General features: G+C 74.0%; 11 protein-coding genes. 2 read left to right on the forward strand and 9 right to left on the reverse strand.

Annotated features, from left to right (window positions below):
* Nucleotides 1-856 precede the first annotated feature (856 nt).
* From proC to V9U70_RS06310, 5 genes are all read right to left on the reverse strand, one after another.
* Complete coding sequence (gene proC, locus V9U70_RS06290) at nt 857-1,666, reverse strand: pyrroline-5-carboxylate reductase (protein ID WP_336673465.1); 810 nt, start codon at nt 1,664-1,666, stop codon at nt 857-859.
* Nucleotides 1,667-1,739: 73 nt separating this feature from the next.
* Nucleotides 1,740-2,549, reverse strand: a complete 810-nt coding sequence (locus V9U70_RS06295) for an ABC transporter permease (protein ID WP_336673466.1) — start codon at nt 2,547-2,549, stop codon at nt 1,740-1,742.
* The gene (locus V9U70_RS06300; RefSeq protein ID WP_336673467.1) at nt 2,546-3,370 is read right to left on the reverse strand and encodes an ABC transporter ATP-binding protein; all 825 of its coding nucleotides are present in this window, start codon (nt 3,368-3,370) and stop codon (nt 2,546-2,548) included. Before V9U70_RS06300 ends, V9U70_RS06295 begins: the two co-directional genes overlap by 4 nt.
* A 367-nt stretch (nt 3,371-3,737) precedes the next feature.
* Nucleotides 3,738-4,262 (reverse strand): hypothetical protein, encoded by a 525-nt coding sequence (locus V9U70_RS06305; RefSeq protein WP_336673468.1) that lies wholly within the window; start codon nt 4,260-4,262, stop codon nt 3,738-3,740.
* 34 nt (nt 4,263-4,296) lie between these two features.
* On the reverse strand, nt 4,297-4,662 hold the full coding sequence (locus V9U70_RS06310; RefSeq protein ID WP_336673469.1) for an SH3 domain-containing protein: 366 nt from the start codon (nt 4,660-4,662) through the stop codon (nt 4,297-4,299).
* A gap of 132 nt (nt 4,663-4,794) precedes the next feature.
* Here V9U70_RS06310 and V9U70_RS06315 point away from each other — a divergent pair, with 132 nt between their 5' ends.
* The gene (locus tag V9U70_RS06315) at nt 4,795-7,008 is read left to right on the forward strand and encodes a protein kinase domain-containing protein (protein WP_336673470.1); all 2,214 of its coding nucleotides are present in this window, start codon (nt 4,795-4,797) and stop codon (nt 7,006-7,008) included.
* A gap of 102 nt (nt 7,009-7,110) precedes the next feature.
* Here V9U70_RS06315 and ilvD read toward each other — a convergent pair whose 3' ends face one another.
* The 4 genes from ilvD to V9U70_RS06335 form a co-directional block, all read right to left on the reverse strand.
* On the reverse strand, nt 7,111-8,961 hold the full coding sequence (gene ilvD, locus V9U70_RS06320; protein WP_336673471.1) for a dihydroxy-acid dehydratase: 1,851 nt from the start codon (nt 8,959-8,961) through the stop codon (nt 7,111-7,113).
* A 169-nt stretch (nt 8,962-9,130) separates the two neighbouring features.
* The gene (locus V9U70_RS06325) at nt 9,131-9,748 is read right to left on the reverse strand and encodes a TetR/AcrR family transcriptional regulator (RefSeq protein ID WP_336673472.1); all 618 of its coding nucleotides are present in this window, start codon (nt 9,746-9,748) and stop codon (nt 9,131-9,133) included.
* 67 nt (nt 9,749-9,815) lie between these two features.
* A complete protein-coding gene (locus tag V9U70_RS06330) occupies nt 9,816-10,649 on the reverse strand; it encodes a sugar phosphate isomerase/epimerase family protein (RefSeq protein WP_336673543.1) in 834 nt (277 codons plus the stop codon).
* Nucleotides 10,650-10,743: 94 nt separating this feature from the next.
* The gene (locus V9U70_RS06335; RefSeq protein WP_336673473.1) at nt 10,744-11,694 is read right to left on the reverse strand and encodes a Ppx/GppA family phosphatase; all 951 of its coding nucleotides are present in this window, start codon (nt 11,692-11,694) and stop codon (nt 10,744-10,746) included.
* Between the two features lie 40 nt (nt 11,695-11,734).
* On the opposite strand from V9U70_RS06335, the gene V9U70_RS06340 reads away from it, so the two are divergent.
* Nucleotides 11,735-12,646, forward strand: a complete 912-nt coding sequence (locus tag V9U70_RS06340; protein WP_336673474.1) for a DUF3109 family protein — start codon at nt 11,735-11,737, stop codon at nt 12,644-12,646.
* Nucleotides 12,647-12,699: the final 53 nt, after the last annotated feature.

Here is a 12,699-nt window from a genome sequence, read left to right on the forward strand (position 1 = left end):
TCCTTTCGGGCCTGATTCCCAGTCAGCGGGATTTGTCTTCCCGGCTGTTGGGCCGTTCCGACGAGTGAGACTCTAGCGAATCCCGGGCCCCGACGCTAATCGGGTCACGCTCCTTCGAACGCGGATTCTTCATTTCGCAAATGCGCACAGAGGAGTGAAACGACAGATGTCGCTCACTTCTCGTGGTTCCTGCGGAATGGCTGTCCGGGGACCGACCGGGGTCGGCGCTCACGTCGGACAACTCGGAGCACACTACGGAGCTGCCCGGTTCGTGTCAACCCCCGCTCGGTGCGGAGGATGGGAAGGCCAGGCGGGCGTCGTGGGGCTGATCGGGAGGTGGGTCGCGAGGTGCCGGGGCGGGGCGACCTCACGGCCGAAGCCCGCCCGGCGCGCGAGCGAGCGCGGGGCCATGTGGCGCGTCCGGCCAGTGCCGTCCTCGTGTGCGCTTCGTCCGGATGGGCCAGGGCGCTGGCGCGTACCCCGGCACGTGCGTCGGAGGCGCGGCCGGCGGGGGCTCGCGGCGGCGGCCTCCCCGCCGTGGGCCCTGCGCGCCAAGGGGAGACAGATGTCGATGTCCGCCGCGGTTCCGGTCGATGTCCCGATGTCGTCGCCGTGGAGGTACAGCGCGTCGTGGGCCACCGTGACGTGGGGGCGGCGGGTGCGCACAAGGCGGGCGGGGTCCTTTGTGGGTGACCGCCCGGCGGCCGACCAGCAGCCCCGCCGGGGCCGGGGAGGCCCTGGTGGCGGGGCTCTGCGTGGAGGAGCTGGGGCGAAGCCGCCGCCGTGTCCTGCACGGCGGTGACTCCGCACGGGTGGCCCCGGCCGCGAGGCCGGTGGCACCGGTGGAGCCGGGGGGTCAGCCTTGGCCGGAGGCCAGCTCGCGGCTGCGGTCGCGGGCGGCCTCCAGGGCGGCGATGAGGGCCGCCCGCACGCCGTGGTTCTCCAGTTCGCGGATGGCGCTGATGGTGGTGCCGGCCGGACTGGTGACGGCCTCCCGGAGCTTGACGGGGTGCTCGCCGCTGTCGCGGAGCATGACGGCGGCGCCGATGGCGGCCTGGACGATGAGGTCGTGGGCCTGGGCACGGGGCAGGCCGAGCAGGATGCCCGCGTCGGTCATGGCCTCGACCAGGAAGTAGAAGTAGGCGGGGCCCGAGCCGGAGAGGGCCGTGGCGGCGTCCTGCTGGGACTCCGGGACGCGCAGGGTCTTGCCGACGCCGCCGAAGATCTCCTCGGCCGTGGCGAGGTGGGTCCCGGTGGCGTGGCTGCCCGCCGAGATGACGGACATCCCCTCGTCGACCAGGACGGGAGTGTTGGGCATGACCCGGACGACCGGGGTGCCCGGGGTGAGCCGGTCCTCGATGAACGCGGTCGTGATGCCGGCCGCGGCGCTGATGACCAGGCGGTCGGCGGTGACGTGCGGCGTGAGTTCGTCCAGGAGCCTGCCCATGTCCTGCGGCTTGACCGCGAGGATCAGCACGTCGGCGCTCCTGGCCGCCTCCGCGTTGGTGGCGGACCCGACCCCGTACCGCGTGTGCAGTTCCTCGGCCCGGCCGCCGCTGCGGGTGGTCACCAGCAGGTCGGCCGGTCGCCAGCCCGCCCGGATCATGCCGCTGAGAAGGGCCTCGCCGATCTTGCCGGTGCCGAGGACTGCGACTGTCTGGGTCATGCGTTCACCCTCCGGGCGGTGCTCTGGTGCTGGCCGTCTCGTCTTCTCCGCGTCATCCTCGCATCGGCCCGGCTCAGGCCGTACGGCGGCGGAGGGTGATCGCGCCCAGGCACAGGACCAGCAGCGCGCTCCCCGCGACGACGGCGATGTCGCGGGCGAAGTCACCCGTGACGGCGGTGTGGCGGAGGACCTCGTCCATGCCGTCGACGGCGTAGGACATGGGCAGGACGTGGGAGACCGCTTCCAGTACGGGGTGCATCGCCTCGCGCGGGGTGAACAGGCCGCACAGCAGGATCTGCGGGAAGATCACCGCCGGCATGAACTGGACTGCCTGGAACTCGGACGCGGCGAACGCGGAGACGAACAGGCCGAGCGCGGTGCCGAGCAGGGCGTCGAGCAGGGCTACCAGCAGCAGCAGCCACGGGTTGCCGGTGACGTCCAGGCCCAGCAGCCAGATGGAGACGGCTGTCGCCAGCGCGGACTGGACGACGGCGACCGCGCCGAACGCCAGGGCGTAGCCCGCGATCAGGTCTCCCTTGCCCAGCGGTAGGGCGAGCAGGCGTTCGAGGGTGCCGGAGGTGCGTTCGCGCAGGGTGGCGATCGAGGTCACCAGGAACATCGTGATCAGCGGGAAGATGCCGAGCAGCGAGGCGCCGATGGAGTCGAACGTGGCGGGGCTGCCGTCGAAGACGTACCGGAGCAGGGTGATCAGCAGGACCGGGACGAGCAGCAGCAGGACGATCGTGCGGGGGTCGTGGGCCAGCTGGCGCAGGACGCGGCCGGCGGTGGCGGCGGTACGGGCGGGGGTGAGGGCGCGGACCGGGACGCGGTCGCCCGTGGGGAGAGGCGGGGCAGCGCTGCGGGTGTGGTCGGCGGTCGTCATCGCGGGGGCTCCTCCGTGTGGGGCGGGGTGGGCGTGCCAGCCGCGTCGACCAGGTGGAGGAACGCGTCCTCGACCGTGTCGGCTCCGGTGCGGCGGCGCAGGGCGGCGGGGGTGTCCTCGGCGAGGATGCGGCCTTCCCGCATGAGGAGCAGGCGGTGGCAGCGTTCGGCCTCGTCCATGACGTGCGAGGAGATGAGGAGAGTGACGCCCCTCTCGGCGGCCAGGCGGTGGAAGAGGTCCCACAGGTCGCGGCGGAGTACGGGGTCGAGTCCGACGGTCGGTTCGTCCAGGACCAGCAGTTCCGGGGTGCCGAGCAGCGCGACGGCCAGGGAGACGCGGCTGCGCTGACCGCCGGAGAGCGCTCCGGCCAGGGAGTCGGCGTGGCTGGTGAGGTCGACGTCCCGGACGGCACGGGTGACGGCGTCGCGCCGGGCCTCCCGATGGGCGCGGCCGGGGTGCAGGACGGCGGCGAAGTAGTCGAGGTTCTGCCGGACGGTGAGGTCGGTGTAGACGGAGGGCGCCTGGGTGACGTATCCGACGCGGGTGCGCAGTCCGGGGTCTCCGGCGGGCCGGCCGAGGACGTCGAGTGCGCCGGTGGCCCTGGCCTGGGTGCCCACCACGGTGCGCATGAGGGTGGTCTTGCCGCAGCCGGAGGGGCCGAGGAGTCCGGTGATGCTGCCGGGGGCGACGGTGAAGTCGAGGGCGCGCAGGACGGTGCGGTCGCCCCGTACGACGGTGAGGCCGCGGGCGTCGATCGCGGGGGTGGGGGGCGGGTGTCCCGGGGGGTCGGTCGGTGCCTGCTCGGGCGTGTAATTCATCATGCGATGAATTCTTCGCCTGATGGGGCCGTGCGTCAAGGGCAGGGGGCTGTGGGAGGGGCTGTGTCCGTCGGTGACGTGTGAGGGCTGCGGTGGGAGCGCGACGGTGCACGGCGGCGGTGCGGGGCGGGGCGGTCCGGCGGCGCGAGGTGTGCGTGGCGGCGTACGGCGGCCCGGCACACGGCGGCGGCCCGCGGCGGTGCAAGGCGGCATGAACGGCGGCGGCGCGCGGGCAGGGCGGCGGACGGCGGCGGCCGCGGCCCCGAGGCGGGGCGCTTCGGACGGCAGCGCATGACAGTGGCCCCGGGGCGACGGCGTGGGGCGCTTCAGGCCGGGGCGGGGCGCCGGGCGGGGCCGCCCGGCAGGAAGGTCAGGCGCGCTTCGGGCGCTTGCGGCCGGCGGTCCTGCGGGCCGCCGGGTTGCCGGTCCGGGCCGAGCGGCGCTTCTCGAACCGGGCGCGAGCAATCTCGTACTCCGCGCGGCGCAGCTTCTCGCCCGGGGCCTCCATGAGCGACCGGACGAAGTAGGCGAGCAGCGAGCCGATGAACCCGATCGACTTCAGCCCGCGCAGAGCGTCCTCACGCGCCGGGTCCTTCGGCCGGGCGCCGAAGCCCTCCCAGGTCTTGCGGAACGCGATGGCGCTGCAGATCGAGAACATCGCGATCACCAGCATCCCGACGAGGCTGTCGACCTCCGCGATCTCCAGCCCCTGGTAGGCGAAGCGCAGGACGAGGCAGGCGGCCACGGCGGCGGCCAGCGACCCGACGGCGACGCCGACGCGGCGCAGTCCGTAGCCGCCGTCGTGGCCGACCCAGGTGGTGCCGAAGAAGCGGATGGGCTCGGGCTGGGGGCCCGGGGCCGTGGGGGCGCCGGGGGCTTCGCTGTTCTCGCTCACGAGGTCGATTATCCCCGGCCGCGCCGTCTACCGGTCAGTCGCAGCGCGGAGCGATGTAACCGTCACTGCCGGTGCGGACGTAGGCGTCCGAGACGAACTGGCCGTTGGCGATGTTGTCCCAGACGTTCGAGGTGCCGTACGGGCCGGTGACCCGCTCCCCCGGCTTCTGGCAGTAGATCGGGACCTTCTGCCCGTACGGCAGGGTCCTGACGATCCGGTACTGCGTGCCGGGCCCGGAGCGGACGTTGAGCTGGTAGCCCGGGGCGATCGGGTAGGTCGGGTAGCCGGCCGCGGCGGCGGCGATGTCCGCCCCCGCGTCCACCACCGCGGCGACCACCGCGGCCGTCGGACCCGCCGTCGCCTCCGCCGTCGCGTCTCCGGTGTGCTCGCTTACGCCCATGTGGGCCTCCCCCGTCGGAAAACGATGTGTACGGCTGTACGACGCGCAGGCTAACAAGCCCCGCGCCCCTGGCACGCACCATCGACTAGGCTCCGTGCGTCGGGCTGGCGCACGGACGCACGGGGGTGGGCGATGCCGCCGATACCAGGGTCCCCAACACATCCGGAAGCGGAGTTTCCGCAGTACGCGGGTGCCTACCGTCTTGAGGCACGTCTCGGCTCCGGGGGCATGGGGGTCGTCCATCTGGCGCGCTCCGCCTCGGGCCTCCAGCTCGCCGTGAAGGTGGTGCACGCGCCGTACGCGGCGGACGCCGAGTTCAGGGCCCGGTTCCGGCAGGAGGTGGCGGCCGCCCGGCGGGTGAGCGGGGCGTTCACCGCCCCCGTCGTCGACGCCGACCCCGACGCCGTCCGACCGTGGATGGCCACCCTGTACGTCCCCGGCCCCACCCTCTCCGCGCAGGTGAAGCGGAACGGCCCGCTGGCCCCCGCCGAGCTGCGCAGGCTGACCACCGGGCTGGCCGAGGCGTTGCGGGACATCCATCGGGCCGGGGTCGTCCATCGCGATCTGAAGCCGAGCAACGTCCTGCTCTCCGACACCGGCCCCAAGGTCATCGACTTCGGGATCTCCCGCCCCTACGACAGCGATCTGCGCACCGAGACGGGCAAGCTGATCGGCTCACCGCCCTACATGGCGCCCGAGCAGTTCCAACGGCCCCGGGACGTCGGGCCGGCGGCCGACGTGTTCGCACTGGGCGCGGTGCTCGTGCACGCGGCGACCGGGCGGGGGCCGTTCGACTCGGACAGCCCGTACATCGTGGCGTACCAGGTGGTGCACGACGAGCCGGACCTGAGCGGGGTGCCTCAGGACCTCGCTCCGCTGGTCGGCCGGTGCCTGGCGAAGGACCCGGCCGCCCGTCCGACCCCGGACGAGGTGATGGCCGCGCTGCTGCCGCCCTCCTACGAGGCCGCGGCCTTCCTGCCCGCGCAACGGCGGCCGGCGGCGACGGCCGTGGTGCCTCCCGGCCCGGCCCCCGCGGAGGACGCCGGGCCGGGTGGCGGGGCGGCGGGGGGCGCGGGCGGCTCGGAGGCCGCCACGCATGTGCGCGAGGCGGGCCGGGCGCGGCGCGGGCGCCCTGTGCGCGGGCGGCTCGTCGTGGCGGCCGCGCTGCTCCTGCTGGTGGCGGGGGCCGGGGCGGCGGGGGCCTTCGCGGGGTGGGGCGAGGACGGCACGAAGGCGCCGGGCAGCGCGAGGGGCGGTGAAGACGCCTTCACGCCGTGGAGCACCGTGCTGCGGCCCGCCGACGGCAGCGCCACCCCCGCCTGCGCCTCGGCCGGTCCGGGCGCGGCCCTGTACTGCTCGGCGCCCGGGTCCGGCACGTCCAGAATCGATCCGGCGAACGGACGCGTCCTGTGGTCCGGCCGCGACGCCCCGCCCGACAGCGGCCCCGCCCCGATCGTGTCGGGCGGCGTCGTGCTCGCCGCCGGGCCGGACGGGGAGCTGCGCGCCTACGACCCGGCGAAGGGCGCTCCGGTCCGTGGCGCCGGCGGGGTCGCGACGCGGCCGGGCGACGCGTTCCCGGCGGGTGACGTCCTGCTGGTCGTCGCGGACGGCGGGAAGGTGACGGCGCTGGACGGCGCGGGCGGCGCGGTGCGCTGGGGCCGCCCGCTCCCCGGGCACGGACGCCCCGACTTCGCGCTGTACGACGCGGAGTCCCGGCTCGCCTACGCCTTCGAGCACGCGCCTTCTGGCGCGACCACCCTGGTCACCGCCGTGGACCCGTCGGACGGACGGACGGCGTGGCAGCGCCGGCTGGACGGGATGCTGACCCCGGTCGGCGTCGCGGGGGTCGGGGAGCTGGTCCTGACCTCGATGAACGACGCCTCGGAGATCGTCGGGCTCGTCCGCTGCGCGCCCGGGGAGCGCCGCTCCACCGTCGTGCCGCTGCCCTTCCGGATGAGCGAACCCCAGGTGGTCATGGCCGGCGACGCGGCGTATCTGCTGGCCCGGGGCGGTTCGCTGCTGGCCGTGGACACCGCGCCGGGCGGTGGGGGCGCGGGGGCCGGGGGAGCCGAGTTGTGGCGGCTGGAGACGGGCGTCGGGCGTGCCTCCGCCCCGGTGCTCGGGGAGGGCGGCCGCCTGTACTTCTCCGCGGCGGACGGGCGGCTCCTGGCCGTCGACACGAGCCGGGGGGCGCTGCTGGGCCAGACCCGCGCGCGGCTGCGGGAGGGCCGCCTGACGTACGCCTCCGACCTGCCGGCCCCCGTGGCGGCCGGACACCTGGTCGTGGGCAGCGCGCCCGACGGCTCGGTCTTCGCCGTGGACGGCCGGGACCCCGGGAGCTGGTGAGCTGCGGAGCCAGGGGGCCGAGGGGCGGGGCCCGTCGGCCCCCGGGGGCCGACGGGCCGGGTGGCCCGCCGGCCCCGACCGGGGCGTCAGGCGCGGGTGGTGTCAGCCGAGCTTGGAGACGTCGCGCACGGCGCCCCGGTCCGCGCTCGTCGCCATCGCGGCGTACGCGCGCAGGGCGGCCGAGACCTTGCGCTCGCGGGCCCTGGGGGCGTACACGCCGTTCAGCGCCTCGCGGCGGGTGGCCAGTTCGGCGTCGGAGACGAGCAGTTCGATGGAACGGTTCGGGATGTCGATCCGGATGCGGTCGCCGTCCTCGACGAGCGCGATCGTGCCACCGGAGGCCGCCTCGGGAGAGGCGTGGCCGATCGAGAGGCCCGACGTGCCGCCGGAGAAGCGGCCGTCGGTGACCAGGGCGCAGGCCTTGCCCAGGCCCCGGCCCTTGAGGAACGACGTCGGGTAGAGCATCTCCTGCATGCCGGGGCCGCCGCGCGGGCCCTCGTAGCGGATGACGACGACGTCGCCCTCCTTGATCTCCTTGCGGAGGATCTTGTCGACGGCCTCCTCCTGCGACTCGCAGACGACCGCGGGCCCCTCGAACGTCCAGATGGACTCGTCGACGCCGGCCGTCTTCACGACGCAGCCGTCCACGGCCAGGTTGCCCTTGAGGACGGCGAGGCCGCCGTCCTTGGAGTAGGCGTGTTCGACGTCGCGGATGCAGCCGCCCGCCGCGTCCAGGTCGAGGGTGTCCCACCGCTCGGACTGGGAGAACGCGGTCGCGGAGCGGACGCAGCCGGGGGCGGCGTGCCACAGCTCGACGGCCTCGGGGGACGGCGAGCCGCCGCGCACGTCCCAGTTCTTCAGCCACTCGGCGAGGGTGGCGGAATGCACGGAGTGGACGTCCTCGTCGAGCAGGCCGCCGCGGTGCAGCTCGCCGATGATCGCGGGGATGCCGCCGGCCCGGTGGACGTCCTCCATGTAGTACGTACCGCCGGGGGCGACGTTCGGAGCGACCTTGGACAGGCACGGGACGCGGCGCGAGACCTCGTCGATGTCGTCCAGGTCGTAGTCCAGCTCGGCCTCCTGGGCGGCGGCGAGCAGGTGCAGGATCGTGTTGGTGGAGCCGCCCATCGCGATGTCCAGCGCCATCGCGTTGTCGAACGCGGCGCGGCTGCCGATGGACCGGGGCAGGACCGTCGCGTCGTCCTGCTCGTAGTAGCGCCGGGTGATCTCGACGACCGTGCGGCCGGCCTCCTCGTACAGCGCCCTGCGGGCGGTGTGGGTGGCGAGGACGGAGCCGTTGCCGGGGAGGGAGAGGCCGAGGATCTCGGTCAGGCAGTTCATCGAGTTGGCGGTGAACATGCCGGAACAGCTGCCGCACGTGGGGCAGGCGTTCTCCTCGATGCGGAGGATGTCCTCGTCGGAGACGTCCTCGTTGACGGCGTCGCTGATCGCGTTGACCAGGTCGAGCTTGCGCACGGTGCCGTCGACCAGGGTGGCCTTGCCGGCCTCCATCGGCCCGCCGGAGACGAAGACCGTCGGGATGTTGAGGCGCATGGCCGCCATCAGCATGCCGGGGGTGATCTTGTCGCAGTTGGAGATGCAGATCAGCGCGTCCGCGCAGTGCGCCTCGACCATGTACTCGACGGAGTCGGCGATCAGGTCCCGGGAGGGCAGGCTGTAGAGCATGCCGCCGTGGCCCATCGCGATGCCGTCGTCGACGGCGATCGTGTTGAACTCGCGCGGGACCGCGCCCGCGGCCTGGATCGCCTCGGAGACGATCCGGCCGACCGGCGCCAGGTGGGTGTGGCCGGGGACGAACTCGGTGAACGAGTTGGCGACGGCGACGATCGGCTTGCCGATGTCCGCGCTCGCTACGCCCGACGCGCGCATAAGGGCGCGCGCGCCCGCCATGTTGCGTCCGTGGGTGACCGTGCGGGACCTCAGCTGCGGCATCGTCGCTCGCTCCTTCGGCAGAGAAGACTGCCTTCCGAATTCGGGCAGGAAAGACTGTCTTCGAGCGTACGCCCTGAATCCAAGATCTGGACACGCCGTCCGGTATACGGGACGACTCGGTGTGGGGGCGATCTCTCCGCCGCCCCGGCGGGCGGGGCGGCGCCGGCCGTCAGCCGTCGCCCACGTAACGCTGGAGCGTGGGGGCGACCATCGCGATGATGTCCTCCGGGTCCGCGGAGGCGAGCGGCTCCGCCCGGATCACGTACCGGAGCATGGCGATGCCGATCATGTGCGAGGCGGCCAGCTCGGCGCGGAAGGTCGGGTCCGCCACGTCCAGTTCCGCCGCGATCCGCTCCAGCAGCCGGCGCAGGACGAAGTCGCGCAGCACGTTCGCCGCCGCCTCGTGGGTGACGGCCGAACGCAGGACCGCCAGCAGGGGGGAGCGGGTGGCCGGGTCCTCCCACACGGAGAGGAAGAAGCGCGCCAGCCGCTCTCCCAGGGCCTCGGGCGGTCCGGCGAGGACGGCGGGGATCACCAGGGCGGGTTCGAAGGTGACCTCCACGGCGGCGGCGAAGACCTCGTCCTTCGTGCCGTAGTAGTGGTGGACGAGGGCCGCGTCGACCCCGGCCGCCTTGGCGATGCCCCGGATCGACGTCTTGTCGTAGCCGCGTTCGGCGAACTCCGTACGGGCCGCCTCCAGGATGCGCGTCCGGGCGTCGGGCCCCTCGGACGCCGCCTCGCGGGAGGGGCGGCCCCGGCGCCGCGGTGCGGGCGTGTCCTCGGTCACGGGCGGCCCGGTGTCAGGGCCGGGCGCGGGACGCCCGTCGGCGCGGGCGCCCGCCGGCGGTGCGGCGTCACGGGCGGCCGGCCCCGGGGGCGGGGTCGGTGGCCGCCGCGTCGGTGGCGAGGTGCAGGCGGGTGAAGGCCAGGGCCTCGGCGAGGTCGGCCTCGCGTTCCGCGGAGGACATCGCGCGGCGGGTGTTGACCTCGACGACGACGTGTCCGCCGAACCCCGTGCGCGCCAGCCGCTCCAGCAGTTGGGCGCACGGCTGGTCCCCCCGGCCGGGCACCAGGTGCTCGTCCTTGGCCGAGCCCTTGCCATCGGCGAGGTGGACGTGGGCGAGGCGGTCGCCCATGCGGTCCACCATGGCCAGCCCGTCGGTGCGGGCGGTCGCGGTGTGCGAGAGGTCGACCGTGAAGTGCCGGTAGTCGTCGTTGGTGACGTCCCAGTCGGGGGCGTACGCGAGCATCTCGCGGTCGCGGTAGCGCCAGGGGTACATGTTCTCGACGGCGAACCGGACGTCCGTCTCCCCGGCCATGCGCCAGATCCCGTTCACGAAGTCACGGGCGTAGTTGCGCTGCCATCGGAACGGCGGGTGCACGACGACGGTGGAGGCCCCGAGCCGCTCCGCGGCGGCCCTGGCCCGCTGGAGCTTGACCCACGGATCGGTCGACCAGACCCGCTGGGTGATCAGGAGGCAGGGGGCGTGGACCGCGAGGATCGGGACCCCGTGGTAGTCGGAGAGCCGGCGCAGGGCCTCGATGTCCTGGCTGACCGGGTCGGTCCAGACCATGACCTCGACGCCGTCGTACCCCAGGCGCGCGGCGATCTCGAAGGCCGTCGCGGTGGACTCGGGGTAGACCGAGGCCGTCGACAGGGCGACCTTCGCATCGGGAACGCGCACCACTGGTTCTGCCACCTGGACAGCGTACGGGCAGTGGTGCGCCGCACCGAAGGCCCGGGGCGGAAAGTGATCAGGGCCATGGCGTGCGGCCCGGCCCTCACCCGGGCAGCGCCGCCCGCTCCGCCGGGAGGTGGTCCAGGCGGCGCAGGATGACTCCCTCGCGCAGGGCCCAGGGGCAGATCTCCAGCTCCTCGACGCCGAACAGGTCCATCGCCCCCTCGGCCACCAGCGCCCCGGCGAGCAGCTGGGCGGCCCGGCCCGGGGAGACGCCGGGGAGGCGGCCGCGCTCCTCGACGGTCATGGCCGACAGCTTCGGCACCCAGTCCTCCAGGGCTTTGCGGCTGAGGGTGCGCTGGACGTACAGCCCCTCGGCGGAGCGCGCGGCTCCGGCGATCCTGGCGAGCTGCTTGAAGGTCTTGGAGGTGGCGACGACGTGGTCCGGGCGGCCGACCCGGCTGAACTCGCCCACCGTGCGCGCGATGGTCGCCCTCACATGCCGGCGCAACGCCCTGACCTGCTCGGGGCCGGCCGGGTCGTCCGGCAGCCAGGCCCCGGTGAGCCGGCCCGCGCCGAGCGGCAGCGACACGGCGGTGTCCGGCTCCTCGTCGATGCCGAAGGCGATCTCCAGGGAGCCGCCGCCGATGTCCAGGACCAGCAGCTTCCCCGCCGACCAGCCGAACCAGCGGCGGGCGGCCAGGAAGGTCAGCCGGGCCTCCTCCTCCCCGCTGAGGACGGCGAGGTCCACGCCGGTCTCCTCCCGTACGCGCTCCAGCACCAGGTCCGCGTTGGTGGCCTCCCTTACGGCCGAGGTGGCGAACGCGAGCACGTCCTCACACCCCTTGTCCTCGGCGGCCTGGACCGCTTCGGCGACCGTCGCCACGAGCCGGTCCACGCCGAGGGGGCCGATGGCGCCGCCCGCGTCGAGCAGTTCGGCCAGCCGGAGCTCCGCCTTGTGGGAGTGCGCGGGCAGCGGGCGGGCTCCGGGGTGCGCGTCCACCATCAGCAGATGAACCGTGTTCGATCCCACGTCGAGGACTCCGAGTCTCATACCGGAACGCTACTGCGCCGGTCGGTCTTACTCTGGGCGCGTGCCAAAGACGAAAAAGGCGAAGCCGGGCAAAGCCACGAAGAAGCAGAAGAAGAACCAGGAGACGGAGCGGACGGAACAGCCGCCGGGAGCGGCCGCACCCGAGCTGTCCGACGCGACGGGCGTCGATGCCGCGGCGGGCGTGGATGACGAGACGGGCATCGATTTCGCGCGGGCCTGGGTGGAGTTCCCCGACCCGGCCGACGAGGAGCAGGTCTTCCGCTGCGACCTGACCTGGCTGACGTCCCGGTGGACCTGCGTCTTCGGAAGCGGTTGCCGGGGCATCCAGGCGGGCCGCGCGGACGACGGCTGCTGCACGCTGGGGGCGCACTTCTCCGACGAGGACGACGAGAAGCGGGTCGCGGACAACGTGGCCCGGCTCACCCCCGATCTGTGGCAGTTCCACGACGTCGGCACGGAGACGGGCTGGGTCGGCGTCGACGAGGACGGCGAACGCCAGACGCGTCGCTGGGAGGGCTCCTGCATCTTCCAGAACCGGCCGGGCTTCGCCGCCGGGGCGGGCTGCTCGCTGCACATCCTCGCGCTGCGGGAGGGCAGGGAGCCTCTGGAGACCAAGCCGGACGTGTGCTGGCAGCTGCCGGTCCGGCGGACGTACGACTGGATCGACCGGCCCGACGACACCCGGGTGCTCCAGGTGACGATCGGGGAGTACGACCGCAGGGGCTGGGGCCCGGGCGGTCACGACCTGCACTGGTGGTGCACCTCTGCCACCTCGGCGCACGGGGCCGGGGAGCCGGTGTACGTGTCCTACCGGCCGGAGCTGATCGAGCTGATGGGCCAGGAGGCCTACGAGCGGCTGGTCGCCCTGTGCGAGGAGCGGTTGTCGTCGCTGCTGCCGATGGCCCCGCACCCCGCGGACCCGCCGCTCGCGCAGAGGAGCGGGCGGGACTGAGCCCGGCCGCCGACCGGGGCACAGGCCGCGGGCCCGTCCGGGGCCGGCCGGGC

Source organism: Streptomyces pratensis, from assembly GCF_037137275.1.
Classification (GTDB): Bacteria; Actinomycetota; Actinomycetes; order Streptomycetales; family Streptomycetaceae; genus Streptomyces; species Streptomyces pratensis_B.